General features: G+C 49.4%; 22 protein-coding genes. 13 read left to right on the top strand and 9 right to left on the bottom strand.

Annotation, left to right across the window (positions count from 1 at the left end):
- Positions 1 to 80: 80 nt before the first annotated feature.
- The 7 genes from cyoE to CLR69_RS10555 form a co-directional block, all read right to left on the bottom strand.
- The gene (gene cyoE / locus CLR69_RS10585; RefSeq protein ID WP_129712614.1) at positions 81 to 971 is read right to left on the bottom strand and encodes a heme o synthase; all 891 of its coding nucleotides are present in this window, start codon (positions 969 to 971) and stop codon (positions 81 to 83) included.
- A 14-nt stretch (positions 972 to 985) separates the two neighbouring features.
- On the bottom strand, positions 986 to 1,318 hold the full coding sequence (locus CLR69_RS10580; protein ID WP_011092734.1) for a cytochrome o ubiquinol oxidase subunit IV: 333 nt from the start codon (positions 1,316 to 1,318) through the stop codon (positions 986 to 988).
- Positions 1,318 to 1,932 carry a cytochrome o ubiquinol oxidase subunit III gene (locus CLR69_RS10575; RefSeq protein ID WP_129703319.1) on the bottom strand — a complete coding sequence of 205 codons (615 nt, stop codon included), beginning with the start codon at positions 1,930 to 1,932 and terminating at the stop codon, positions 1,318 to 1,320. The genes CLR69_RS10580 and CLR69_RS10575 overlap by 1 nt, the downstream gene beginning before the upstream one ends.
- The gene (gene cyoB, locus CLR69_RS10570; RefSeq protein WP_129712613.1) at positions 1,922 to 3,913 is read right to left on the bottom strand and encodes a cytochrome o ubiquinol oxidase subunit I; all 1,992 of its coding nucleotides are present in this window, start codon (positions 3,911 to 3,913) and stop codon (positions 1,922 to 1,924) included. Before cyoB ends, CLR69_RS10575 begins: the two co-directional genes overlap by 11 nt.
- A gap of 4 nt (positions 3,914 to 3,917) precedes the next feature.
- Complete coding sequence (gene cyoA, locus CLR69_RS10565; protein ID WP_129703324.1) at positions 3,918 to 4,880, bottom strand: cytochrome o ubiquinol oxidase subunit II; 963 nt, start codon at positions 4,878 to 4,880, stop codon at positions 3,918 to 3,920.
- A 424-nt stretch (positions 4,881 to 5,304) separates the two neighbouring features.
- Entirely contained in the window at positions 5,305 to 6,792 is a 1,488-nt protein-coding gene (gene ampG, locus CLR69_RS10560; RefSeq protein ID WP_129712612.1) for a muropeptide MFS transporter AmpG, read from the bottom strand.
- A gap of 59 nt (positions 6,793 to 6,851) precedes the next feature.
- Complete coding sequence (locus CLR69_RS10555; protein ID WP_129703327.1) at positions 6,852 to 7,430, bottom strand: lipoprotein; 579 nt, start codon at positions 7,428 to 7,430, stop codon at positions 6,852 to 6,854.
- A 314-nt stretch (positions 7,431 to 7,744) separates the two neighbouring features.
- Between CLR69_RS10555 and bolA the strand changes: the two genes are divergently transcribed.
- The 9 genes from bolA (at position 7,745) to CLR69_RS10510 (ending at position 18,492) form a co-directional block, all read left to right on the top strand.
- Positions 7,745 to 8,059, top strand: a complete 315-nt coding sequence (gene bolA, locus CLR69_RS10550; RefSeq protein WP_129703329.1) for a transcriptional regulator BolA — start codon at positions 7,745 to 7,747, stop codon at positions 8,057 to 8,059.
- Positions 8,060 to 8,376: 317 nt separating this feature from the next.
- Positions 8,377 to 9,681 (top strand): trigger factor, encoded by a 1,305-nt coding sequence (gene tig, locus CLR69_RS10545; RefSeq protein ID WP_129703331.1) that lies wholly within the window; start codon positions 8,377 to 8,379, stop codon positions 9,679 to 9,681.
- 527 nt (positions 9,682 to 10,208) lie between these two features.
- Positions 10,209 to 10,832: an ATP-dependent Clp endopeptidase proteolytic subunit ClpP gene (gene clpP / locus CLR69_RS10540; RefSeq protein ID WP_014700831.1), complete on the top strand. Its 624-nt coding sequence runs from the start codon at positions 10,209 to 10,211 to the stop codon at positions 10,830 to 10,832.
- A 163-nt stretch (positions 10,833 to 10,995) separates the two neighbouring features.
- Positions 10,996 to 12,270, top strand: coding sequence for an ATP-dependent protease ATP-binding subunit ClpX (clpX, locus tag CLR69_RS10535; protein WP_129703333.1), 1,275 nt, complete (start codon positions 10,996 to 10,998; stop codon positions 12,268 to 12,270).
- Between the two features lie 192 nt (positions 12,271 to 12,462).
- Positions 12,463 to 14,844 (top strand): endopeptidase La, encoded by a 2,382-nt coding sequence (lon, locus tag CLR69_RS10530; protein ID WP_129712611.1) that lies wholly within the window; start codon positions 12,463 to 12,465, stop codon positions 14,842 to 14,844.
- Between the two features lie 197 nt (positions 14,845 to 15,041).
- Positions 15,042 to 15,314: a nucleoid-associated protein HU-beta gene (gene hupB / locus CLR69_RS10525; RefSeq protein WP_005976031.1), complete on the top strand. Its 273-nt coding sequence runs from the start codon at positions 15,042 to 15,044 to the stop codon at positions 15,312 to 15,314.
- A gap of 271 nt (positions 15,315 to 15,585) precedes the next feature.
- Positions 15,586 to 17,466: a peptidylprolyl isomerase gene (gene ppiD, locus CLR69_RS10520; RefSeq protein WP_129712610.1), complete on the top strand. Its 1,881-nt coding sequence runs from the start codon at positions 15,586 to 15,588 to the stop codon at positions 17,464 to 17,466.
- 138 nt (positions 17,467 to 17,604) lie between these two features.
- The gene (locus CLR69_RS10515; protein ID WP_129703339.1) at positions 17,605 to 17,970 is read left to right on the top strand and encodes a helix-hairpin-helix domain-containing protein; all 366 of its coding nucleotides are present in this window, start codon (positions 17,605 to 17,607) and stop codon (positions 17,968 to 17,970) included.
- Positions 17,971 to 18,093: 123 nt separating this feature from the next.
- Complete coding sequence (locus CLR69_RS10510) at positions 18,094 to 18,492, top strand: acyl-CoA thioesterase (protein WP_129703341.1); 399 nt, start codon at positions 18,094 to 18,096, stop codon at positions 18,490 to 18,492.
- An 82-nt stretch (positions 18,493 to 18,574) separates the two neighbouring features.
- Here the strand turns inward: CLR69_RS10510 and queC are convergent, their stop codons facing one another.
- Both queC and CLR69_RS10500 read right to left on the bottom strand, forming a co-directional pair.
- On the bottom strand, positions 18,575 to 19,270 hold the full coding sequence (gene queC, locus CLR69_RS10505; RefSeq protein ID WP_129712609.1) for a 7-cyano-7-deazaguanine synthase QueC: 696 nt from the start codon (positions 19,268 to 19,270) through the stop codon (positions 18,575 to 18,577).
- A 140-nt stretch (positions 19,271 to 19,410) separates the two neighbouring features.
- Positions 19,411 to 20,487 (bottom strand): PLP-dependent cysteine synthase family protein, encoded by a 1,077-nt coding sequence (locus tag CLR69_RS10500; protein ID WP_129712608.1) that lies wholly within the window; start codon positions 20,485 to 20,487, stop codon positions 19,411 to 19,413.
- Between the two features lie 285 nt (positions 20,488 to 20,772).
- On the opposite strand from CLR69_RS10500, the gene CLR69_RS10495 reads away from it, so the two are divergent.
- The 4 genes from CLR69_RS10495 to glnK all read left to right on the top strand — a co-directional run bounded on the left by CLR69_RS10495 (position 20,773) and on the right by glnK (position 25,549).
- Positions 20,773 to 21,234, top strand: a complete 462-nt coding sequence (locus CLR69_RS10495; RefSeq protein WP_129712607.1) for an Lrp/AsnC family transcriptional regulator — start codon at positions 20,773 to 20,775, stop codon at positions 21,232 to 21,234.
- Positions 21,235 to 21,312: 78 nt separating this feature from the next.
- A complete protein-coding gene (locus tag CLR69_RS10490; protein WP_129712606.1) occupies positions 21,313 to 23,082 on the top strand; it encodes a SmdA family multidrug ABC transporter permease/ATP-binding protein in 1,770 nt (589 codons plus the stop codon).
- Positions 23,075 to 24,850, top strand: a complete 1,776-nt coding sequence (locus CLR69_RS10485) for a SmdB family multidrug efflux ABC transporter permease/ATP-binding protein (protein WP_129712605.1) — start codon at positions 23,075 to 23,077, stop codon at positions 24,848 to 24,850. Before CLR69_RS10490 ends, CLR69_RS10485 begins: the two co-directional genes overlap by 8 nt.
- 360 nt (positions 24,851 to 25,210) lie before the next feature.
- Positions 25,211 to 25,549 (top strand): P-II family nitrogen regulator, encoded by a 339-nt coding sequence (gene glnK / locus CLR69_RS10480; protein ID WP_002208627.1) that lies wholly within the window; start codon positions 25,211 to 25,213, stop codon positions 25,547 to 25,549.
- Positions 25,550 to 25,582 lie beyond the last annotated feature (33 nt).

The following is a 25,582-nucleotide window of genomic DNA, read 5'->3' as shown; positions in this document are numbered from 1 at the left end:
GCGACGGCCCGGAAGCTCGCCATAAAAAAACAGGTGGACGAGCCACCTGTTTTTCTTAATAAATAACGTGCTGCTTATGGTTAACGCAGGTAGGTCAGCAGTACTTCATGCGCTGGAGCCATTGAGTCCACGGACATCATCACGCTTAGTGAGGTAATCGCGACAATGGAGAAAACAAACAGTTTTCTTGCCCATACGCGGTCATCAATAGCATTTTTATAGCCTGATAACGCCATACCTAACCACCACACGCTGACTGCTGCGGCAACGATCAGATATTTGTAGCCCGCATAACCGCCGAGAGACAGCATCAATGTTGCCACCGCAAACGCGACGATATAGAGCGTGATGTGGTTTTTTGCAACGGAGATGCCTTTCACAACGGGCAGAACCGGGATGTTGGCTGCCTGATAATCCTTGAAGCGGAAAATCGCAATCGCGTAGGAGTGCGGCATCTGCCACAGGCTGAAGATTAACAGCAGAATCAACGCGCCAGCGTCGAACTGGTTGCTAACGGCACAGTAACCGATAACAGGTGGTGCTGCGCCGGACAGGCTGCCAATCAACGTGCCATAAACAGAATGTCGCTTCATGTACAGGCTATATACACCCACATATACGACGAAGCCCATCACCGACAGCCACATGGCCAGCGGATTAGCCGCGATGTACAGCAGAGCAAAGCCCGCAATACCTAACAGCGATGCGTAAACCAGCGTTACCTTCAGCGAAATCAGTCCTTTTACCAGAACCCGATTTTTGGTTCTCTCCATTTTCTTATCGATATCGCGGTCAATGACGTTGTTAAACACGCAGCCAGACGCAACGACTAACGACACACCCAGTAGGGTGGCGAGAAACAAGGGATAATCAATGTGGCCTTGGGCCGCAAGGAGAAACCCACCGATAACGGAAATCAGATTTCCGAAAATAATTCCTGGTTTAGTAACTTGCAGGTATTGCTTAATCATCTTTTACGGCTCTGTTACTGGATCATCATGTTGTGGTGTGCGCTCATCATAATCCAGATGGAGCCCACGACAACAATCGCGATAATCAGGACGGCAAACACAAGAGCCACTACATTCCAGCGCTCTTCTGAGGACGTATTCAGGTGCAGGAAGTACACCAGATGCACCAGAATTTGAACCACTGCACATCCCACCACTGTGAAAAGAATGGCGTTATGCGATGCAGTGCCGCTCATGACCATACTGAAAGGAATGACTGTCAAAATAACGGACAGAACAAAACCTATCACATATGACTTAACGCTACCGTGGCTGGCACCTGCATGATCGGTTGTTGAATGACTCATTAGATTGCCCCCAGCAGATAAACAACGGTGAAGACACAAATCCACACCACGTCAAGGAAGTGCCAGAACAGGCTCAGGCACATCAGACGTGTTTTGTTGGTTGCAGTCAGGCCACGTTTGGACACCTGAATCATCATGATGACCAACCAGATCAGACCGCCCGTTACGTGGAGTCCGTGGGTGCCGACCAGTGCGAAGAAGGCAGACAGGAACGCGCTGCGATCCGGGCCATAGCCTTCAACGATTAGGTGATGGAATTCATAGATTTCCATCCCGATAAACACCAGACCGAACAAGAAGGTCACACCCAACCAGGTATTAACCTGTGATTTGTTGCCCTTATTCATGGCGATCATAGCCATGCCGTAGGTAATACTACTGAACAACAGTGCGAACGTTTCTACCAGCACGAAGGGCAGTTGGAAAATGTCTTTCCCGCTGGGGCCACCAGCAGTACCGTTAACCAGTACTGCATAGGTTGCGAACAGTGACCCGAAAATGATCAGGTCGCTCATCAGGTAGACCCAGAAGCCGAATACTTTATTGGCTCCTGCGTCGTGGTGCCCATGCTCGGCATGGGCAGTATTGTGGTTAGTCAGAGTTTCAGTTGACATGTTTCACGCCTGCCTTACTGAGTTGATCAAAATTCTGATTCTCAATTTGCTCAATTTCTTTAACCGGTACGTAGTAATCCACGTCTTGATTAAAGCTGTGCACGATCCAGGTCACAATCATGCCTGCGAAGCCAGCGATGGCCAGCCACCAGATATGCCAGATCATAGCAAAACCGAATACCAGGCTAAATGCAGAGATAATCACACCGGCGCCGGTATTCTTCGGCATGTGAATCTCTTCATAGCTGGCAGGGCGCTTGTAAGCCTCACCTTTCTCTTTCGCTTCCCAGAAAGCATCACGCTCGTCAACATGTGGCACGATAGCGAAGTTGTAGAACGGTGCAGGAGAAGAGGTTGCCCACTCCAGCGTACGTCCACCCCATGGGTCGCCTGTCAGATCGCGGTTCTGGTCACGGTCACGGATACTGACGTAGAACTGGATAAGCTGACACAGTACACCGATACCAATTAATACTGCACCGATGGATGCCACAACCAGCAAGGCGTGGAATTCAGGGTTGATTTGCTGGCTCAAACGACGCGTCATTCCCATGAAGCCGAGAACATACAGCGGCATAAAGGCAACGAAGAAGCCGATAATCCAGAACCAGAACGCGCGTTTACCCCAGGTTTCGTTCAGGGTGAAACCAAAGGCTTTCGGGAACCAGTAAGTAATACCCGCGAAGCAACCAAACACCACGCCGCCGATGATCACGTTATGGAAGTGAGCAATCAGGAACAGACTGTTGTGCAGGACAAAGTTTGCCCCCGGTACGGCTAGCAGTACGCCTGTCATCCCACCGATGGTGAAGGTGATGATGAAGCCCGTGGTCCACAGCATCGTAGAGTGGGACTGAATACGACCTTGATACATGGTGAACAGCCAGTTGAAGATTTTAACCCCGGTCGGGATTGAAATAATCATTGTGGCTATACCAAAGAAGGCGTTGACGTTCGCGCCGGACCCCATGGTAAAGAAGTGGTGTAACCAAACGATGAACGATAGAACCGTAATCGCAATGGTTGCCCATACCAGTGAGGTGTAGCCAAACAGACGTTTTTTACAGAAGGTCGCAACCACTTCGGAGTAAACACCGAATATCGGTAGCACCAGAATGTAAACCTCAGGATGACCCCATGCCCAAATCAGGTTGATGTACATCATCATGTTGCCACCCATATCATTGGTAAAGAAATGGGTGCCGAGGTAACGGTCAAGCGTCAGCAGCGCAATGGTAACGGTCAATATCGGGAATGCGGCAATGATCAGCACGTTAGTACACAGCGCTGTCCAGGTGAATACCGGCATTTTCATCAACGTCATGCCCGGTGCACGCATCTTCAGAATTGTCGCGAAGAAGTTAACGCCAGTCAGCGTGGTACCGATACCGGATATCTGTAGACTCCATATCCAGTAATCGACCCCGACGCCGGGACTGTACTCCTTTCCTGAAAGCGGCGGATACGCCACCCAGCCAGTCTGCGCAAACTCACCGACCCCGAGAGAGAGGTTGATCAAGACAACGCCAGCGACAAATAGCCAGAAGCTGAGAGAGTTCAGGAATGGGAAAGCAACGTCACGCGCACCGATCTGCAAGGGAACCGCAAGGTTCATCAAGCCAACAACGAACGGGGTTGCCACGAAGAAGATCATGATGACACCGTGCGCGGTGAAGATCTGATCGTAGTGGTGAGCGTTTAGGAAGCCTTCTTGCCCGGCAGAGGCAAGAACCTGCTGGCCGCGCATCATGATGGCATCGGCAAAGCCACGTATCATCATCACCAAGCCGACGATGATATACATGATACCAATTTTCTTGTGGTCTACGGAGGTGAACCACTCGGTCCACAGCCATTTCCACTTACCGAAATAGGTTATTGCCGCTAGCAGCGCAAGGCCGCCAACGATGATCGCCGCCACGGTGACCATAATAATGGGTTCGTGGTACGGAACCGCATCGAGTGTAAGTTTTCCGAACATCGTATTATCCCTCGGCTCCTTTGTGCGAGCTATGCTCGCCCATGTTCATACCCTCACCGTGTTGCATGTTTTCATCGGGCTTCATGCCTTCACCATGATGTTGCATGTTCATGTCGTTGCCTATGAATTTGCGAATAATATTATTGAACAAATCCGGCTGGACACTGGAGAAGTATTCGACAGGATGGAATTCACTTGGCTTAGCCAACGTGTTGAATTCATCCATGGTGTTCAGTGTCTTGTTGGACGCACGAACGTTCGCAACCCACTGATCGAATTCCTGTTGGGTCGGTGTGGCAATCGCGGTGAACTTCATACCAGAGAAGCCTTTACCGCTATAACCGCCGGAGATACCGTCATACTTGCCCGGTTCATTAGCGATTAAGTGGAGCTTCGTCTGCATTCCGGCCATGGCGTAAATCTGTCCACCAAGACGAGGGATGAAGAAGGAGTTCATCACGGAGTCGGATGTGATCTTGAATGCAACAGGCACGTTGGCAGGGAAAGCCAATTCGTTAACCGTAGCGATACCAAGGTCCGGGTAAACAAACAACCATTTCCAGTCAAGCGAAATAACTTCGACATTGATAGGTTTGACGTCTGATACCAGCGGCTTGTACGGATCAAGCGAGTGGGTCGTCTTCCAGGTAATCGTGCCAAGAATAACGATAATGATAATTGGTACAGTCCAGACTACGGCTTCTATCTTGTTGGAGTGTGACCAATTCGGGGTATATTTTGCCTTTTCATTGGAAGCACGGAACTTCCAGGCAAAAGCTATCGTCATAACGATAACGGGAATCACAACGATCAACATCAGCCCGATGGCAGTCAGTATTAGCGATCTTTGTTCTAACCCGATCTCTCCTTTGGGGTTCATCAGCGCCATATCGCAACCGCTCAGTAGAACAGTGGCTGCAAATAAAGACAGCATCCCAAAAATTTTATTGTATTTCTTGAGTCTCATCTAGCGACCTCAATAACAAGGGCTCTATTGTCATTTCATGCGAGCGGGCATTTTACGGGAAGGTTACTGCACTGTAAACATGATTAAGGTTATGTCAGCCGATTGTTGCTGTTTTTTGCCCTTAATGTCACAAAGATAGCCAAAATAAAAATGGTATTTAAAAACAGCAAATTAAGTGGCTACCCAGATGAGAGTATGGATGGATAATAAGAAATTACAACTTACCTTAACGCTTATTTTCTATTTTTAGTTTGGTGAAATTTTTTGCCCAACATGTGTTTTTGATAACGAATGAAATTAGTTCTGGGGAGATTTTACAAGGAAATAAAATTCCCTCTAGCAAGATAATTATGAAAAAAATAATTAAATAAAGGAATGGTGTAATAGGTTCAGGTAGCGGGTGGTGCTACCTGAACGAATATCGTTAGTGTACGGACGGCTTAGATGCTCGTCTGAGTGATAGGTAGTCCAGCAAGCTACCAAAGAAAATGCCTAGTAGCGCGAGCGTGCCGCCTGCAATGAGTAGATATTCTGCTAACAGGTGCAATGCAGACCATTCCAGTGCATTGCTGACGAGCAGAATGAGCCACAGCGCCAGTAATATCACCCCGAGTCCTAACACATGTAAGGCCTTTCTGTAATAATTCTGGAAGTTTGTGCGCAACTGAAATGTGTCTGTTTTCTGGGTAAACTCCAGCGTTTCGCGACAAATCATCAGGATTGCCAGACCTGGTAATGCGGCAAAAATCGAGAACAGATAGAACCATGCCCAGCCGTAGGATTCGACAAACCAGCCAGCAATCGGGCCAACATAAACTCGTCCAACGGCGGCAAGGGCAGAGAGCAGGGCAAACTGTGTAGCTGAGAAGGATTTATTACACAACGTCATCAGCAGCGCGACAAATGCTGCTGTCCCCATACCGCCACAGAGGTTTTCCAGAAAAACTGCGGTAGCCATGGTGAACAGACTCTTGGCTGTGATCGCCAGCAGCCAGTATCCCGCGTTGGAAACGGCTTGAAGGATGCCAAACAGCATCAGCGCTCTGAACAGCGAGAGCCGCTGCATTAATAATCCGCCGTAAATCGCCCCCACGATGGTGGCGAAGAGTCCAAGCGTTTTATTGACCAGCCCAACATCACCGGCATTAAAGCCAACGCCGCGTATCAGGAACGTCGTCGTCAAACTGATCGCAAAGGCGTCACCGAGTTTGTATAACACGATCAACAGAAGAATGAGCCAGGCGTTATTGCGTTCGAAGAAATCGCGTAGAGGTGCAACGATCGCTTGCTCCATGGTGCGCGGCGCAGGCTGGCTATTGAATGGTTCCGGTGCAAATAGCGTGGCGAAGACACCGATCAGCATTAATCCTGCCATTAGCCAATAGGTTGCCTGCCAGCCGAGATAACGATCGGCCATCCACAGCGCCAGTCCACCAGAAACCAGCATGGCAATCCGATAGCCTAATACCGAGGTTGCAGCGCCCGTACCGCGTTCTTCAGGGGGAAGTAAATCCGTCTTATAGGCATCAAAAACAATATCCTGAGAAGCGGAGCAGAACGCGACCAGAACAGCCAACGCGGCCAGCCACCAGAGATCGCGTGCCGGATTCATAAATCCCATACCAATAATCGCAGCAATCAACAGCAGTTGGCTGAGTATCAGCCAGCCGCGGCGTCGGCCAAGAAACGGTGGGGTGTAACGGTCCATCAGGGGGGACCACAGAAACTTGAATACGTAGGCTTGCCCAACCAGAGAGAAAAAACCAATGGTTTTGAGATCGACGTTCTCGACGGTCATCCAGGCCTGCAGTGTGCCGGATGTCAATGCCAGTGGTAAACCGGAGGCGAAACCAAGTAACAGCATAAAAAGCGAATTACGTTGGCTGAACAAAGTAATGATACGACTAAACATGGATAGTCCTTTCCCTTACTCCATGAGAGAGCTGGAGTAAGGGAAGCGGCGTGCCGAAATTAACGGGCGTTCTCTTTGATAAACGTACTTACGGTGGTGTCTTGTGCCATGTCGTTGATGACATCGCCTAACACCGTGTTAACCGCATTGGTGATGTTTTCGTTATTGGCGGTAAATGCGCCTTGAACATTATAGGTTGAGCGGTAATTTTTCACCTGCTTGTTGCCATTTGCCGCCTGAGAAATAATTGAGATATCCGCTTTGGTCGTGATGTTGTAGCGCAGGTTGCCTTCGGAGACATCGGCGTACAGGTGGTTAACCACAATCTGTAAGGCAACTGGGCCGCCTGTTCCGATCATATAGCCACGCGCAGTCATTTGCTTTTCCAGCGCTTCTTGCAACAGGAAGCGCAGATCGCGGGAAGGTGTCAACGTAAGCAACTGGCCGTCGCGATTCACTTTCGCCAAAGCTTGATCTGCACGCTGGTCTGCACCATTGATGCTAATAGTTACGCCCATCAAGGTCGGATCCTGAGAAGGCACGCTAATTTTTGGGCTGATGTTCAGCGTATTGCTTTTTGCTGCGCAGCCTGCAAGTAGGATGACGGCCAGAAGAGGGAAAAATAATTTTTTTAACATTCGTATTTTCTCAGTGATGATTAGTGTGGTGAGCTGACAAATATTGCTGGTATCATATCATCGCCACAGGCAGGAAAAAGATCCCATAGCAGGTAAATTGTCCTGAAATTCATCTTTTTCATGCTTTTGAGCTGGAAAAACCGTTTTTATCACATCAAGACCGTCGAACATATATCAACCTGTTGCGAAAATTTTCTTGCCGTCTTTAGGCATAACGGGTTGAAAACCGCTAAGGTTGTAATGATTCGGGCATCGGTGAATGACAGTCATGTCGCGTTGATATCAAATTTCCCCCAAGCCGAAAGGGTAGCCGTATGATGCGTGAAACGATAGAAGAGAAGCTGCGTGTCGGTTTTGAGCCAGCGCATTTAGAGGTGATTGATGAAAGTTATCGTCACAACGTGCCTGCCGGAGCGGAAAGTCATTTTAAAGTTGTACTGGTTAGCGATAAATTCACGGGCGAACGCGTGATTGGGCGACATCGTTCAGTCTATGCCGTATTAGCTGCGGAACTTGCAGGTTCTGTGCATGCGTTAGCGTTGCATACGTATACAACCAAAGAGTGGACGAGTTTGCAAAACGCAGTCCCATCTTCACCGCCCTGCGGTGGTGCAGGCATCCTTTCTTAAGTCATTATTATGGCCCGTCCTGACATATCAGGGCGGGTTACTGACAAAAGTGTGAATCCGTTGCTGTAATAGTCCGCCCGCCGTTCTCGACTCATCCCCTCTATATCGCTATAATGCTGCGTCTATTTTTTCCTGAATGTATTCGGGACGCTTCTGACTACAAGGACGGGGTTGGCAATTTCCCGGTTCTGCGAGGTTTATTTGAACTGTGCACCTTAGGTGGTGGCAGTCTGAATAAGCTCCGCTGTCGTGAGAGTTTTTCGTCGCGAGAATAGTTTTGGGGTTGACCGATCACTGTGATTTTTTGAGGTAACAAGATGCAAGTTTCAGTTGAAACCACTCAAGGTCTGGGACGTCGCGTAACGATTACCGTTGCTGCTGACATCATTGAGAGTGCGGTGAAGAGCGAGCTGGTCAACGCGGCCAAAAAAGTACGTATTGACGGTTTTCGTAAAGGCAAAGTGCCGATGAATGTTGTTGCTCAGCGTTATGGTGCCTCCGTGCGTCAGGACGTATTGGGTGACCTGATGCAGCGCAACTTTGTTGACGCTATCATCAAAGAAAAAATTAATCCGGTTGGTGCGCCTAACTATATCCCTGGCGAATATGCCGTAGGTGGCGACTTCACTTACTCTGTTGAGTTTGACGTGTATCCTGAAGTCGAACTGAAAGGTCTGGAAGCAATCGAAGTTGAAAAACCGGTTGTTGAAGTGACTGACGCTGACGTTGATACCATGCTGGACACGCTGCGTAAGCAACAGGCAACCTGGAAAGAAACCGACCGTGCTGCGACAGCAGAAGATCGTGCAACGATCGATTTTACCGGTTCTATCGACGGTGAAGTCTTCGAAGGCGGAAAAGCGTCTGACTTCGTTCTGGCAATGGGCCAGAATCGCATGATCCCTGGCTTTGAAGATGGCATCGTTGGGCACAAAGCGGGTGAAGAATTCACTATCAATGTGAACTTCCCAGAAGACTACCACGCTGAAAATCTGAAAGGAAAAGCGGCTCAGTTCGTTATCGTCCTGAAGAAAGTTGAAGAGCGTGAGCTGCCGGAACTGACTGAAGAATTCATCAAACGTTTCGGCGTGGCTGATGGTTCTCAGGAAGGTCTGCGTGCTGAAGTCCGTAAAAATATGGAACGTGAACTGAAAGGCGCGGTGCGTAACCGTGTGAAAACTCAGGTTCTGGACGGACTGATCAACGCAAACGAAATCGAAGTGCCAGTTGCACTGATCGATGGCGAAATTGATGTTCTGCGCCGCCAGGCTGCACAGCGTTTTGGCGGTAACGAGAAGCAAGCGCAGGAATTACCGCGTGAGCTGTTCGAAGAGCAAGCGAAACGCCGTGTTGTGATCGGTCTGCTGCTGGGTGAAGTGATCAGCAGCAACGAGCTGAAAGCTGACGAAGCACGCGTTAATGCACTGATCGAAGAGATGGCCTCTGCTTACGAAGATCCGCAGGAAGTTATCGAGTTCTACAGCAAAAATAAAGAGCTGCTGAACAACATGCGTAACGTCGCTCTGGAAGAGCAAGCAGTAGAAACTGTGCTTGCTAAAGCGAAAGTGGTTGAGAAATCAGTAAGCTTCAACGAACTGATGAATCAAACGACTACGGCATAAACCTTGTTGGTATCAACATTGTTTATTGCGTAGCGGGGTGTTTCCCTATCAAAGCCCGTGCCTTATGGCGCGGGCTTTTTGCTTATGAATCTGCATAATCATCGTGCCGATGACGAGCGTTTAGGCGAACGGTTATTTCCGGTGTTGAACGCTTTTGTTCCTGTCAGGCAATGCGCAAAGAATGACCGCCTGAAATTGCACTATTATTAAATCAGGTGAGGAATTTATTAGTTCAGGCAAAGAGTTAAACCACAGGTTTGCTGTGCCGATAACGTGTTAATAATAAAATAATTGGCTCTTTAATAGAGAGCGATTGATAGTGTAAGCTTGAAATACAATGCATGTGCCCCCACTCACTGAAGAGGAAACGCTGGCGCAGCAGGTAAGGATTCTCGGCCGTTGGGTTGTTCAGCTGTGGCGGGGTAGGGTTCCATAGTCATCCCCCCCTATCTCTAGTAGAATTGAGCAATGCAATGCGTTGAACAACGCAATAAGAGTGCCGGACGCATTTTATCTAGGAGACGTGAATGTCATACAGTGGCGAACAAGAAAGACAAGCACCTCACATGGCGTTAGTGCCGATGGTGGTTGAACAGACCTCGCGTGGGGAACGTTCTTACGATATCTATTCCCGTCTGCTAAAAGAACGGATAATCTTCCTGACTGGTCAGGTTGAAGATCACATGGCGAATCTGGTTGTGGCACAGATGCTGTTTCTGGAAGCTGAAAACCCAGAAAAAGACATTTATCTGTACATTAACTCTCCTGGTGGCGTTATTACTGCGGGTATGTCTATTTATGACACCATGCAGTTTATCAAGCCGGATGTCAGCACGATCTGTATGGGACAGGCTTGTTCAATGGGGGCGTTCCTGTTGACGGCGGGAGCTAAAGGTAAACGTATTTGTTTACCTAACTCGCGCGTTATGATTCACCAGCCATTGGGTGGTTTCCAGGGGCAGGCAACGGATATTGAAATCCATGCCAAAGAAATACTGAAAGTGAAAGCCAAAATGAATGAGCTGATGGCTAAACACACGGGGCAACCTCTTGAAGCGATAGAGAGAGACACAGAGCGCGATCGTTTCCTCTCTGCCAGCGAGGCAGTAGAATACGGTTTGGTAGACTCCGTATTCACTAACCGTGGGTAATACTCCGCCATAGTAGCGGTCTGGTGTAGCTAAAAATCAGTGTTCGACCGATAGTCTGTTGTGCGGGGTTATTTTACGCGTATTGGCTATAAGTATCGGCGTTCGTTGTAGCGATATCGCTGTGGTTGGCCTGCGGGCAAAAGACGAAGAAGAGGTTTAACTCATGACAGATAAGCGCAAAGACGGTTCAGGAAAGTTACTGTACTGCTCTTTTTGCGGCAAAAGCCAGCATGAAGTGCGTAAGCTGATTGCCGGGCCGTCGGTGTATATCTGCGATGAATGTGTTGACTTGTGTAACGACATTATTCGCGAAGAAATTAAAGAAGTGGCGCCACACCGTGAGCGCAGTGCGTTGCCGACGCCACACGAAATTCGCCGTCACCTTGACGATTACGTCATTGGTCAAGAACAGGCCAAGAAGGTGTTGGCTGTTGCGGTATACAACCACTATAAACGCTTGCGTAATGGTGACAGCAGTAACGGGATTGAACTGGGTAAAAGTAACATCCTGCTGATCGGTCCGACAGGGAGCGGTAAAACGTTGCTGGCTGAAACGCTGGCACGCTTCCTGGATGTGCCATTCACCATGGCGGATGCTACCACGCTGACTGAAGCGGGCTACGTCGGTGAAGATGTTGAAAACATCATTCAGAAGCTGTTGCAGAAGTGCGATTACGATGTACAGAAAGCGCAGCGTGGCATTGTCTATATCGATGAAATCGACAAGATTTCTCGTAAGTCAGACAACCCGTCGATCACTCGTGATGTGTCTGGTGAAGGTGTCCAGCAGGCGCTGTTGAAGCTGATCGAAGGAACCATTGCAGCGGTTCCGCCGCAGGGTGGTCGTAAGCATCCGCAGCAGGAATTTTTGCAGGTTGATACCTCCAAGATCCTCTTTATCTGTGGTGGAGCGTTTGCTGGGTTGGATAAAGTGATCGAGCAACGTACTGATACAGGACGCGGCATCGGCTTTAATGCAACGGTTAAAGGATCGGCTGAAAAAGCGACCGAAGGCGAGTTGCTAAGCAATGTTGAACCAGGTGACTTGATTAAATTCGGTTTGATTCCAGAGTTTATCGGTCGTCTGCCTGTTGTTGCGACGCTGAGAGAATTGAGTGAAGACGCACTGATTCAGATTCTGCGTGAGCCGAAGAACGCGCTGACCAAGCAGTACCAGGCGCTGTTCAATCTGGAAGGCGTTGAGCTGGAGTTCCGTGATGAAGCGCTGACGGCGATTGCCAAGAAAGCGATGGCGCGTAAAACCGGTGCCCGCGGCCTGCGTTCTATCGTTGAAGCTGCTCTGCTCGATACCATGTATGACCTGCCATCGCTGGATAGCGTGGATAAAGTCGTTATTGACGAGTCTGTTATTGCGGGCCAGTCTGAGCCATTGCTGATCTATGGCAAGCCTGAGACACAGCAGGCTTCCGGCGAATAATTAATCAACTTGGCCGTGTCAGAAAATAAAAATGGGGGATTTTATCCCCCATTTGTTTTTTACACGCATGCTGGTCGTTGAATGTGAGACATTTATCCCCATATACTCAAATACCTATTTGATGAAACCCGTGAAAACCGCGTTTCACGAGATTCCCATAACCTGGCGGAAACGAAACTAAGAGAGAGCTCTATGAACCCTGAGCGTTCCGAACGCATAGAAATCCCCGTATTGCCCTTGCGCGATGTGGTGGTTTATCCGCACATGGTCATTCCGTTGTTTGTTGGTCGGGAGAAATCGATTCGGTGCCTTGAAGCCGCAATGGATCATGATAAGAAGATCATGCTGGTGGCACAGAAAGAAGCCTCAACGGATGAGCCAAGTATTAACGATCTTTTCTCGGTAGGGACGGTAGCCTCAATTCTTCAAATGCTGAAACTGCCAGACGGCACGGTAAAAGTGCTGGTCGAAGGGTTACAGCGTGCGCGTATTACGACGCTTTCTGACAGCGGTGAACATTTCGCTGCACATGCAGAATATCTTGATTCCCCGGCAATTGACGAGCGCGAGCAGGAAGTGCTCATGCGTACGGCAATCAATCAGTTTGAAGGTTACATCAAGCTGAACAAGAAGATTCCGCCGGAAGTCCTGACATCTCTTAATAGCATTGATGATGCCGCGCGTTTAGCCGACACCATTGCTGCGCATATGCCGCTGAAATTGGCTGATAAGCAGTCTGTACTTGAAATGTTCGATATCACTGAACGCTTAGAGTACCTGATGGCGATGATGGAATCCGAAATCGACCTGTTGCAGGTAGAAAAGCGGATCCGCGGCCGTGTTAAGAAGCAAATGGAAAAAAGCCAGCGTGAGTACTATCTGAATGAGCAAATGAAAGCCATTCAGAAAGAGCTGGGTGAAATGGATGACGCGCCGGATGAACACGAAGCGTTAAAGCGTAAGATTGAAGCGGCGAAAATGCCGAAAGACGCGCGTGAAAAAGCCGAAGCCGAGTTACAAAAGCTGAAGATGATGTCACCAATGTCGGCAGAAGCGACGGTGGTGCGCAGCTATATTGACTGGATGGTGCAGGTACCGTGGAATGCGCGCAGCAAAGTGAAGAAAGACTTGCTGAAAGCGCAGGAAATGTTGGATACCGACCATTACGGTTTGGATCGCGTGAAAGAACGTATCCTTGAGTATCTCGCAGTACAGAGCCGAGTCAGCAAGATCAGAGGACCGATCCTGTGTCTGGTTGGGCCTCCTGGCGTGGGTAAAACGTCGCTCGGTCAGTCTATCGCCAAAGCGACCGGACGTCAGTATGTGCGTATGGCGTTGGGTGGCGTGCGTGATGAAGCGGAAATCCGCGGGCATCGCCGTACCTATATCGGTTCAATGCCGGGCAAACTGATCCAGAAAATGGCGAAAGTCGGTGTGAAAAACCCGCTATTCCTGCTGGATGAGATCGACAAAATGTCTTCCGACATGCGTGGCGATCCGGCCTCTGCCCTGCTGGAAGTGCTCGATCCTGAGCAGAACGTCGCATTTAACGATCACTATCTGGAAGTCGACTACGATCTGTCCGATGTGATGTTTGTTGCTACGTCTAACTCCATGAACATCCCGGCACCGTTGCTTGACCGTATGGAAGTTATTCGTCTTTCCGGCTATACCGAAGATGAAAAACTGAATATCGCCAAGCAGCATTTGCTGCCGAAACAGATTGAACGTAATGCGCTGAAAAATGGCGAACTGTCGGTTGAAGACAGTGCGATTGTTGGCATTATCCGTTATTACACGCGTGAAGCGGGTGTGCGTAGTCTGGAGCGTGAAATCTCCAAGCTGTGCCGTAAAGCAGTGAAAACGCTGTTAATGGATAAATCCACTAAGCATATCCAGATTTCGGGCGATAACCTTAAAGATTTCCTTGGGGTTCAGCGCTTTGACTATGGCCGTGCAGACGATGAAAATCGCGTAGGGCAGGTGACCGGACTGGCCTGGACGGAAGTTGGCGGCGATCTGCTGACGATTGAAACCGCTTGCGTACCGGGCAAGGGTAAACTGACCTATACTGGTTCGTTGGGTGAGGTCATGCAAGAGTCGATTCAGGCTGCGCTTACCGTGGTTCGTGCCAGAGCAGAAAAATTAGGCATCAATGCTGATTTTTACGAGAAACGTGATATTCACGTTCACGTTCCTGAAGGTGCGACGCCAAAAGACGGGCCGAGTGCGGGTATCGCTATGTGTACTGCGCTGGTTTCTTGTCTGACCGGGAACCCGGTACGCGCTGATGTGGCGATGACGGGTGAGATTACCCTGCGTGGCCTGGTGCTGCCGATTGGCGGTTTGAAAGAGAAACTGCTGGCCGCACACCGTGGTGGTATCAAGACGGTATTGATTCCTGATGACAACAAGCGCGATCTGGAAGATATCCCACAGAACGTGATTGCCGATCTGGAAATTCATCCAGTGAAGCGTATCGAGGAAGTGTTGGCGTTAGCGTTGCAGAATGCGCCTTCTGGCATTCAGGTGGTCACGACCCCTAAAGCCAGAGCCAAGGCCAAGGCAAAATAGTGACCTGTCGCAAAAACCCTTGAGAAAATCAGGGCTGGTGAGTGAATTCGTGCTTGCCAGCTTTTTTTTGTACCGCTAAGTTAGAGCACTGTTAGTTTTAGCTGTAACTGGCTAAGCATGACAGTATTGATAATAAGTTACGTGTCGCGTCTTGGGACATTGAAGCGCGATAAGAGAATTCCAGAGGGGATGACAGAGTGAACAAGTCACAATTGATCGACAAAATTGCCGCAGATGCTGATATTTCCAAAGCGGCAGCAGGGCGTGTGTTAGATGCAATTATTGGTTCCGTTACCGAATCCCTGAAAGAAGGGGATGATGTTGCTTTGGTTGGCTTTGGTACTTTCTCAGTGCGTGAACGTGCTGCTCGTACCGGTCGTAACCCGCAAACTGGTAAGGAAATCAGTATCCCTGCGGCAAAAGTACCAGGATTCCGTGCTGGTAAAACGCTGAAAGACGCCGTTAACTGATTATTGCGTCACAGGTTTGGTTCATAACCACTTCGGGTTGCCAAACAATACCTGACGCAATGATATTGGTAGGGTAAGATACGAGGCGCATCATTTTATGATGTGCCTTTTATTTATATAGGACTATACATACCCGACACATGGCAGAACGTGGCGGGCAATAAGCTTAAGTGCGCCCTAGCCTTGTATTGGGCTATAGCAATCGCAAGGATGCATGGCTTCGGCCAGCGCAGGGAGTTTTATCCATTCTACAGCGGAGTGTTGTCACATTATGATGGACAATTTACGTACGGCCGCGAATAACGTCGTGCTCAAAATTATTCTTGCTTTGATCATCGCATCATTCGTTTTAACTGGCGTTGGTGATTATCTTATTGGTGGTTCAGGAGATTACGCCGCAAAGGTGAACGGGCAAGAGATTACCCGGGCACAGCTTGAGCAGGCGGTACAAAACGAACGCAGTCGTCAGCAGGAAACCCTGGGTGAGAATTTCTCTCTCCTGGCGAGTAATGATGGTTACATGCAGCAATTGCGTAGGCAGGCACTCTCCCAACTCATTGATGAAACCTTGCTTGATCAGTATGCCAACAAGCTGGGGCTAAGTATCAGTGATGAGCAAATCAAACAGGCGATCTTTGACGTTCCCGCGTTTCAGACAAACAACCGTTTTGATAATGAAAAGTATCTGGATCAGGTTCGTCGCCTAGGCGCAACGCCGGAAATGTATGCTCAGATGCTGCGTAAGCAGCTGACTTCGCAACAGCTGATCCGCGGTTTTGGTAATACCGCGTTCCTGCTACCGCAGGAGATCGATAATTTGGTGAAACTGGCTGCGCAGGATCGCGTTGTCCGTGTGGCAACCATTGATATCGCTGCCAAGGCGAAAGCTCAGACGGTTGCTGACGATGAAGTCCTGAGTTATTACGAGCAAAATAAAGGGAATTTCATCGCACCAGAAGAATTCAAAGTCAGCTACATCACGCTGGATGCAGCAAGCATCATGGATAGCGTGAAAGTAGATGATGCGGCTATCAACGATTTCTACGAGCAGAATAAGAACGACTATTCCCAACCTGAGCGCAAAAAATTCAGCGTCATCCAGGTGAAGAATGAGGCTGATGCAGCATCTATTCTGGATTCACTGAAGCAGGGCGGGGATTTTGCTGCGTTAGCGAAAGAGAAATCAACGGACATCATCTCGCGTCGCAACGGTGGCGATTTGGGATGGATGGACGAAAACAGCATGATTGATGAGCTTAAGCAGGCAAAACTGACGGAGAAAGGTCAGGTTTCTGCAGCGATTAAATCCTCTGTGGGCTATCTGATTGTGCGTTTGGATGATGTTCAGCCGCAGCAGGTCAAACCGTTGAGCGAAGTGCGTGCCGAGATTGCTGAGAAAGTGAAGCACGAGAAAGCGCAGGATGGTTACTATGCGTTGCAACAAAAAGTCAGCGAAGCGGCTAGCAATGACAACGAATCTCTGGCTTCAGCCGAAGAAGCGGCCGGTGTGAAAGCGACGCAGACAGACTGGTTTACGCGTGAGAAGATTCCTGCTGCGCTGAACTTCCAACCGGTAACGCAGGCTATCTTTAGCGGTGCGCTGCTGGGCGAGAATGGTGCCGCGGGCAACAACTCCGATGTGATTAACGTTGATGGTGACCGTGCTTTCGTTCTGCGTATCACTGAGCACAAGCCTGAAAGCACCCGCCCTCTGGATCAGGTTCGTACCGAGATCGTAGAGACACTGAAGCGTCAGAAGGCTGAACAGCAGGCTCGTGTGGATGCTGAAAAAATTCTGGCTGAGCTGAAGCAGGGTAAAGATGACGCGCTGAAAGCAGCTGGACTGAGTTTTGGTGAAGCGAAAACGATGTCTTCTATCTCTCAAGGTGATGCAACGGCTGAGGCGATTTTTGCTATGCCGCACCCACAGAAAGATAAACCATCTTATGCAATTACTCAGGATCAGGCTGGTAACGTCGTGCTGGCTGCGCTGGATAGTGTGACGCCGCATCAGCTAAACGATGAGCAGAAAACACAGTTTGCCAGCCAGGTTCAGCAAGGTTCGCTAGGCGCGCTGTTTGATTCTCTGCTGTCCAGCTTGCGTAGTGAAGCAAAAATCAAGATGGGCAATGCGGCGCAGGAACAGCAATAAGCTCCGCAAAAATTTGCAAATCGTTGCAACAACTAAAGGCCGCTTTCGCGGCCTTTTCCACATTTAAATTCTGCTGTTTGCGGTGTTGATGGGTCTGCGGCAAGGTAGCCGTGCTGTCAAACACAAGGAGGAAACAGCATGAAAAAATCAGGAATAAAAGCACTGTGCTTAATCATTGGAATGAGTTTGTCTGGGTTGCCATTACTGGGTCAAGCTGCACCTAAAGCCGCTGACAGTACGGTGACGGCGGTGAAGTCTGCGCCAGCAGATCAGAAAGCGGAAAAAGCAACGCTTCCTGATGGTGATGAAGATAAGGTAAGCATTAATACGGCGAACGCTGCCGATTTGGCTGAAATAATGAATGGTGTCGGCCTTAAAAAGGCGGAAGCGATCGTTAACTATCGTGAGCAAAATGGTCCTTTTACTCAGATCGAACAATTAACTGAAGTTCCGGGCATTGGGGCGGCATTAGTTGAACGCAATCTCTCTCGTTTAAAGCTGTGACGTTTTTAAAATTGTGATGTTGGTCGCAGCCCTGTCGAGCACTTCCTCGGGGCTGCGAACCTCTGCTAGGCTAATTATCAGGTCATACCAGTTGTTGGTTTTTGTCACAGGAGCATTAGCGTTATGCAGACTTTCATTACCGTTCGTGGTTACCACATTGATGTTTATCAGCATGTTAATAACGCGCGCTATCTGGAGTTTCTGGAAGAGGCTCGTTGGCAATGGTTGGAAACATTGCCCGTTTTTGGCTGGATGCGTAGTAACAATATTGCTTTCGTGGTGGTAAACATCAATATCAACTATCGCAAACCTGCCGTTCTCGGTGACGTGCTACGTGTTGATAGCGAATTACTGCAGATGAATACGAAAAGTGGCGTGATCAGTCAGAAGATAACCCGAGTGTCTGATGAAAGTGATGTGACGGATGCCACGCTGACGTTTGTTTGTATTGATTTAGTGACGCAAAAAGCGCTGCCGCTAGAGGGAGAACTGCTGGAGCACCTGGACGAGATTCGCCGTTAACATGAAATAGCAGGCCATTGCTATACAGAGTGGCCTGCTGTTTTTTAATGGGTGTGATGTCTTAGTGTGGTGACGTTAAATATCAGCGTAACCCGACTTTCTGCTTCAGTGAGGCCATGACCGCCGTAGAGTCTTTTTGATATTGTTCGAGTCCGTTTGCGCGTAAATGGCAAGCGGCACACTGGCCGCATCCATCACCCTTGATGCCGTTATAGCAGGTTAGCGTGTGGTAACGCACGGTATCAAGTTGCTGGTAATAATCCGCCAGCGCCCAAGTCTCAGCCTTATTGAGCCACATCAGCGGAGTTTCAAAACGGATATCACGGGCAATCCCTAAGACAATAGCCTGATTCAGTGACTTTACGAACTCGTCGCGACAGTCTGGGTAACCGGAAAAGTCAGTCTCACACACGCCGGTAATGACGGCTTCTGCACCAACCTGATAGGCGTAGATCGATGCGAGCGTCAGGAAAAGAATGTTTCTTCCCGGAACGAAGGTGTTAGGGATACCTTGTGCATTGGCGTCGTAATCAGGAACCGGGATACTGTCGCGCGTTAGGCTGCTGGTGGCGAGCTCATTGAGTAAGCCGACGTCCAGTACTTTATGCGCCGTTGCCCCCAGCTTCTGGCTGAGTTCTTGTGCGACATCAATTTCAGCCCGGTGGCGTTGCCCATAATCGAAGGTGATGCAGTGGACGTCATCATAATGTTGCAGGGCTTGGATCAGACAGGTTGTGGAATCTTGTCCACCGCTAAAAACGACAACCGCATGCTTCATTCTTCATTCACCTTAACACGACGTTAACCACCATACGTTTGTAACGCATGTGGTGCAAAGTCGCTATGTTACCTGAAAACCATGTGACCTGAAAAATAGCCTGTCTTCAGTGCTGCGGCTGCGCGCTGAAGACATCGGCCTCACGCCAGGCTGGGTTCCGGTATGAGAGAAGACATCTCCGGGTTGTTCAGAGCGTTGAGGTAAGGGCCAATGTCGCCGATATTTTTTTCTACCCAACTGCTGTTGTAGTAGGTATCCAAATAGCGTTCACCGCTGTCACATAGCAGGGTAACAATTGCGCCTTTTTGGCCACGATTAACCATTTCTTTTGCCAATTGCAGCATCCCCCAGACATTCGTACCGGTAGAAGCACCCGTTTTGCGGCTTAATACGCTTTCTAACCAGTACAGTGTTGCGATGCTGGCAGCATCTGGCACTTTGATCATGCTATCTATGACGCCTGGAATAAAAGAAGGCTCGGCGCGCGGACGACCGATACCTTCTATTCGACTGCCGCACGGGCCAATGATGGAACGATCCTGTTTCTGATAGCAGTCGTAGAAGACGGAGTTTTCTGGGTCGACGACGACCAGTTGCGTATCCAGCCCCTGATAGCGAATGTAGCGCCCGAGCGTTGCTGATGTGCCGCCCGTACCGGCACTCATCACAATGTAGTCCGGTACTGGGTGTGGTTCACGAGCCATTTGGCGATAAATGCTGTCGGCAATATTGTTGTTGCCACGCCAATCAGTGGCACGTTCCGCGTAGGTGAACTGGTCCATATAGTGGCCGTTCATCTCTTGCGCCAGCTGTTCGGATGCGGCATAGATCTGTCCCGCCTGTTCGACAAAATGGCAGCGTCCGCCGTAGAAAGCGATTTGCTCGATTTTTCTTTTTGCGGTGCAGGACGGCATAACGGCAATAAACGGTAGGCCAAGCAAGCGTGCAAAATAGGCTTCTGATACGGCAGTACTGCCGGATGACGCTTCGATAACCGGCGTGCCTTCTTTAATCCAACCGTTGCACAGCCCATAGAGAAACAGAGAGCGCGCCAGACGATGCTTCAGACTACCGCTGGGATGTGTGCTTTCATCTTTGAGATAGAAATAGATACCGGGGTAATCCGGTAGGGTCAGACGGATAAGGTGCGTATCAGCCGAACGCTGAAAATCGGCTTCGATAGCGCGGATGGCATTTTTAACCCAGGCAGTGCTCATGATGAAAACTCAGTTAGATAGTTATGCGAATAGATTAGCGAGTTTTTAGGATAAAAAAATTACCTTTTTATCTCTCTATGTTTATTTTTGGGGGGTTATTTACTCTTAATTAATTCATATTGAGATATTTTTTCTGTCGAAATCGATGGAGGGGATCGTTCCTAAAGTTATGGTGCCAATAATGCTATCCTCCCGTTTTTGGGCGAAAAGGGTATTGCTTTTCTCTCTTAATTGCGGAAAGTAGAGAAATATTTTCTATAGGTTGCCAATCTGTTGGGTAAAAGTATGCTGGATAAAATTGATCGCACACTGCTGAATATGTTGCAACAGGATTGCACGCTTTCGCTACAGACGCTGGCCGATGCGGTTAATCTGACATCCACGCCGTGCTGGAAACGTCTGAAGCGTCTGGAAGAGGAAGGGATCATCCGAGCTCGGGTGGCGCTGCTGGATAATGAACGTCTCGGATTAGGGCTAACCGCGTTTGTCTTATTGAAGACGCAGCAGCATAACCGTGACTGGTATCAGACCTTCACGCGGGTGGTGTCCGAGATGCCGGAAGTGCTGGCTTTCTACCGCATGGCTGGCGAATACGATTACCTGATGCAGGTTCAGGTTGCTGATATGAAAAGTTATGATGATTTCTATAAGCTGTTGGTGAATGGTATTCCCGGTCTGGTAGATGTAACATCTAGCTTTGCTATGGAGCGAATCAAACATACCACGGCACTGCCTTTATCCCTGTGATTCATCGTATATCCATCTTTTGTATAATCACTTTTCTGAGTCTGTCATGACCCATCTGGCTATTGGAATGAAAACCGCGTGAGACTGTTTGCTCAACTGAGTTGGTATTTTCGTCGTGAATGGCGGCGCTATCTAGGAGCCATTGCTCTATTGATTGTGATTGCTATTTTGCAATTGCTGCCACCTAAACTGGTTGGCGTGATTGTCGATGGCGTAACACAGCACGGCATGTCGATGACCGAAATGATGAAGTGGATTGGCGTGATGCTGCTTACCGCCGTCATGGTTTATCTGTTGCGGTACGTGTGGCGTGTATTCCTGTTTGGGGCGTCATACCAGTTGGCGGTTGAGTTACGAGAAGATTTTTACCGTCAGTTGAGTCGTCAGCATCCTGCATTTTACCAACGCCATCGTACCGGCGATCTGATGGCGCGTGCGACTAACGATGTCGATCGCGTGGTGTTTGCTGCCGGAGAGGGCGTGCTGACGCTGGTCGATTCTATGGTGATGGGGTGTGCCGTGCTGGTTGTCATGTGTACTCAAATCAGCTGGGAACTCACCCTGTTGGCGCTGCTCCCAATGCCGATCATGGCGCTTTTCATCAAACGCTACGGTACCCAACTGCATAACCGTTTTAAATCCGCTCAGGCGGCGTTTTCTTCGCTTAACGATCAGGCGCAGGAAAGTTTAACCAGTATTCGGATGATTAAGGCCTTTGGGTTAGAAAACTACCAATCCGCGCGTTTTGCGCAGGTTGCAGAGGATGCAGGTGCTAAAAACATGCACGTTGCCCGAGTCGATGCCCGCTTCGATCCCACCATTTATATCGCCGTTGGACTGTCGAATTTGCTGGCGATTGGCGGTGGTAGTTGGATGGTGATTAACGGTTCGATAACGTTAGGCCTGTTGACGAGTTTTGTCATGTATTTGGGGTTGATGATCTGGCCGATGCTGGCCCTGGCCTGGATGTTTAATATCGTTGAACGCGGTAGCGCGGCATACAGCCGTATTCGTCAGCTACTTGCCGAAGAGCTTGTGGTGAAAGACGGTGAAGAATCATTGCCTGCCGAGCGGGGCGTGTTGGAGGTGAATATTTCCGCATTTCGCTACCCGGATAATACCCGCGATGCTCTACAACATATTCAGTTTACGCTAGCACCTGGCAATATGCTGGGGTTATGCGGGCCGACAGGGTCGGGTAAAAGTACGCTGCTGGCGTTGATTCTGCGTCATTTTGATAGCCAATCGGGAGAAATTCGCTATCACGATCGTCCCTTGAACGCGATTCGGTTGGATGAACTACGGAGTCGTTTTGCCGTTGTGGGGCAAATGCCTTTTTTATTTTCGGACACCGTGGCACAAAACATTGCACTGGGTCGACCTGATGCCACGCAACAAGAGATTGAACAGGCAGCGCGGCTTGCGAGCGTTCATGACGACATTCTGCGTTTGCCTCAAGGCTACCAGACGGAGGTTGGCGAGCGTGGTGTGATGCTGTCGGGCGGTCAAAAACAGCGGATCGCGATTGCCCGAGCGTTACTACTGGATGCAGAAATTCTGGTGCTGGACGATGCGCTGTCTGCGGTTGATGGACGAACGGAGCACCAGATTTTGCAGAATCTCAAAACATGGGGCGAAAAGCGGACGCTGATCATCAGCGCACATCGCCTATCTGCGCTAACCGAAGCGAATGAAATCGTGGTGTTGCAACAGGGAAAAACAGTGCAACGTGGCACACACCGAGCGCTGGCCGCAGAGCCTGGCTGGTATAGGGATATGTACCGTTATCAACAGCTGGAAGCGGCGTTGGATGATGTGCCGCAGTTGGAAGGATCGAAAAATGAATAGCCCTCAACAGTTTTGGCCTACCCTGAAACGTCTGCTGGCCTATGGTTCTCCTTGGCGAAAACCGCTGATACAGGGCGTTCTGATGCTGTGGATTGCTGCTATCGCTGAAGTTTCTGGTCCCGTATTGGTGAGCTATTTTATTGACGATCTGGTGGCAAAAGGCCAGTTTCCGCTAGCGATTGCGGCTGGTTTGGCAATGGCCTATATCCTGCTGCAAATTCTGGCTGCCTCACTGCACTATTTTCAGACGCTGTTATTTAACCGGGTCGCGGTGGGTGTTGTTCAGCAACTGCGTATTGATGTGATGGATGCCGCTTTGCGCCAGCCACTTAGCACATTTGATACACAACCTGTTGGACAGTTGATTTCACGCGTCACCAATGACACCGAGGTGGTGAAAGACCTGTACGTCATGGTGGTGTCAACGGTATTACGCAGTGCGGCGCTGGTTGGTGCGATGCTGGTGGCGATGTTCAGTCTGAACTGGCAGATGGCACTCGTTGCGCTGATGATTTTCCCCGCAGTTGCGACAGTCATGGCGCTCTACCATCGCTTTAGTACGCCAATTGTGCGCAAGGTGCGAAGCTATCTTGCGGACATTAATGACGGTTTCAACGAAGTGATTAATGGCATGGGCGTTATTCAGCAGTTTCGTCAGCAGGCTCGCTTTGGCAAGAAGTTGGGTGCAGCCAGCCATGAACACTATGAAGCGCGGATGAAAGCCTTGAGGCTGGAGGGGTTTCTACTGCGGCCGCTGCTGAGCTTATTTGCCGCAATGGTACTGTGTGGCTTATTGATCCAATTTGGTTTTAGCTCGATAGGGTCGGTTGGCGTTGGGGTTCTGTACGCGTTTATCAACTACCTTGGCCGTCTGAATGAACCACTGATTGAGCTGACTACCCAGCAATCGATGTTACAGCAGGCGGTCGTCGCTGGTGAACGTATCTTTGAGTTGATGGATGGCAAAAAGCAGACCTACGGCAATGACGAGCGTCCTCTGACTACCGGGCGCGTGGATATTGACGATGTCTCTTTCTCTTATGGCTCGGAAAAACGTGTGCTACAGAATATTTCTCTGACGATACCTGATCGCGGCTTTGTCGCTTTAGTGGGGCACACCGGTAGTGGAAAGAGTACGCTAGCCAGCTTACTGATGGGGTACTACGTGCCGGATGAGGGTGTGATTCGGCTTGATGGTCGGCCACTGGAGACGCTCTCTCATACCGTTTTGCGCCAAAATGTGGCAATGGTGCAACAGGATCCCGTTGTGCTGGCGGAGTCCATGCTTGTGAATGTGACTCTGGGTCGTGATATCAGCGAGGAGGCCGTCTGGCGCGTGCTGGAAGTGGTACAACTTGCTGAACTGGTTAGGGATTTTCCTGAAGGTCTGCATACGCGTATCGGCGAACAAGGGAACAACTTGTCTACCGGACAAAAACAGCTGTTAGCGATTGCGCGGGTCTTGGTGCAAACGCCTAAAATTCTGATTCTTGATGAGGCCACGGCGAATATTGATTCAGGTACGGAGCAGGCGGTGCAAAAGGCGCTACGCATCATCAGGGAACAGACGACCTTGATTATTATCGCCCATCGGCTTTCCACTATCGTTGAGGCCGATATGATTATGGTGCTTCATCATGGACAAACCGTTGAACGGGGAACGCATGAGCAACTGCTGCAACAGCAGGGGCGCTACTATCAAATGTATCAATTGCAGTTGGCAGGAGAGGATCTCGTGGCCACTAGTACTGAATCTTGTCTTGCATAATACTCTTATCTGTAATGCCTCGGTCTGCACCGTCTTGTGTGGTGCAGACCAACAGTCTGCATATACCTTCGCACCATCAGCAAGCATCGTGATTCTGGTTTTTACCTATCCTGCACTGAAAGTACTCTGCGTGCACTAAATTGGTGCAATTATTGCCCCGAATTCTTCACTATTCCATTCCCGTTCCGTTTGCTTTTTGTTCTTTTCTATCTTTAATCGCGTTCTCCATCCTGATTTATGCCAGATAAATCATTTATGGCACACCGTTTGCTTTAATCATGACGTAGACCTACTTCATAGAGTGCGTAATCGAACAAGTGGCGGGCGAAAGCCTGAACGTAATGGCTAGGGGGAAGATAAATGAAACTGGTTACTGTGGTGATAAAACCATTCAAGCTGGAAGATGTACGTGAAGCGTTATCTTCTGTCGGCATCCAGGGGCTCACCGTCACTGAGGTGAAAGGATTTGGTCGTCAGAAAGGGCACGCGGAGCTATATCGTGGCGCAGAATACAGCGTCAACTTTTTACCCAAGGTAAAAATTGATATTGCGATTGCAGACGACCAACTGGACGAAGTGATCGACGTCATCAGCAAAGCCGCGTACACCGGAAAAATTGGTGATGGCAAAATTTTTGTCGCCGAGTTGCAAAGGGTAATCCGTATTCGTACGGGTGAAACTGACGAAGCCGCACTTTAACAACACCTAGCGTAGATACGTAAATAGGGATGG

Source organism: Pectobacterium zantedeschiae, from assembly GCF_004137795.1.
Classification (GTDB): Bacteria; Pseudomonadota; Gammaproteobacteria; order Enterobacterales; family Enterobacteriaceae; genus Pectobacterium; species Pectobacterium zantedeschiae.
Note: the sequence above shows the minus strand (reverse complement) of the source record. Positions and strands in the feature narration are given on the sequence as shown.

Excerpts from the sequence above, each read along its gene's own strand:
- cyoE (WP_129712614.1), bottom strand. The coding sequence starts at position 971 with ATGATTAAGCAATACCTGCAAGTTACTAAACCAGGAATTATTTTCGGA.
- CLR69_RS10580 (WP_011092734.1), bottom strand. The coding sequence starts at position 1,318 with ATGAGTCATTCAACAACCGATCATGCAGGTGCCAGCCACGGTAGCGTT.
- CLR69_RS10575 (WP_129703319.1), bottom strand. The coding sequence starts at position 1,932 with ATGTCAACTGAAACTCTGACTAACCACAATACTGCCCATGCCGAGCAT.
- cyoB (WP_129712613.1), bottom strand. The coding sequence starts at position 3,913 with ATGTTCGGAAAACTTACACTCGATGCGGTTCCGTACCACGAACCCATT.
- cyoA (WP_129703324.1), bottom strand. The coding sequence starts at position 4,880 with ATGAGACTCAAGAAATACAATAAAATTTTTGGGATGCTGTCTTTATTT.
- ampG (WP_129712612.1), bottom strand. The coding sequence starts at position 6,792 with ATGTTTAGTCGTATCATTACTTTGTTCAGCCAACGTAATTCGCTTTTT.
- CLR69_RS10555 (WP_129703327.1), bottom strand. The coding sequence starts at position 7,430 with ATGTTAAAAAAATTATTTTTCCCTCTTCTGGCCGTCATCCTACTTGCA.
- bolA (WP_129703329.1), top strand. The coding sequence starts at position 7,745 with ATGATGCGTGAAACGATAGAAGAGAAGCTGCGTGTCGGTTTTGAGCCA.
- tig (WP_129703331.1), top strand. The coding sequence starts at position 8,377 with ATGCAAGTTTCAGTTGAAACCACTCAAGGTCTGGGACGTCGCGTAACG.
- clpP (WP_014700831.1), top strand. The coding sequence starts at position 10,209 with ATGTCATACAGTGGCGAACAAGAAAGACAAGCACCTCACATGGCGTTA.
- clpX (WP_129703333.1), top strand. The coding sequence starts at position 10,996 with ATGACAGATAAGCGCAAAGACGGTTCAGGAAAGTTACTGTACTGCTCT.
- lon (WP_129712611.1), top strand. The coding sequence starts at position 12,463 with ATGAACCCTGAGCGTTCCGAACGCATAGAAATCCCCGTATTGCCCTTG.
- ppiD (WP_129712610.1), top strand. The coding sequence starts at position 15,586 with ATGATGGACAATTTACGTACGGCCGCGAATAACGTCGTGCTCAAAATT.
- CLR69_RS10515 (WP_129703339.1), top strand. The coding sequence starts at position 17,605 with ATGAAAAAATCAGGAATAAAAGCACTGTGCTTAATCATTGGAATGAGT.
- CLR69_RS10510 (WP_129703341.1), top strand. The coding sequence starts at position 18,094 with ATGCAGACTTTCATTACCGTTCGTGGTTACCACATTGATGTTTATCAG.
- queC (WP_129712609.1), bottom strand. The coding sequence starts at position 19,270 with ATGAAGCATGCGGTTGTCGTTTTTAGCGGTGGACAAGATTCCACAACC.
- CLR69_RS10500 (WP_129712608.1), bottom strand. The coding sequence starts at position 20,487 with ATGAGCACTGCCTGGGTTAAAAATGCCATCCGCGCTATCGAAGCCGAT.
- CLR69_RS10495 (WP_129712607.1), top strand. The coding sequence starts at position 20,773 with ATGCTGGATAAAATTGATCGCACACTGCTGAATATGTTGCAACAGGAT.
- CLR69_RS10485 (WP_129712605.1), top strand. The coding sequence starts at position 23,075 with ATGAATAGCCCTCAACAGTTTTGGCCTACCCTGAAACGTCTGCTGGCC.
- glnK (WP_002208627.1), top strand. The coding sequence starts at position 25,211 with ATGAAACTGGTTACTGTGGTGATAAAACCATTCAAGCTGGAAGATGTA.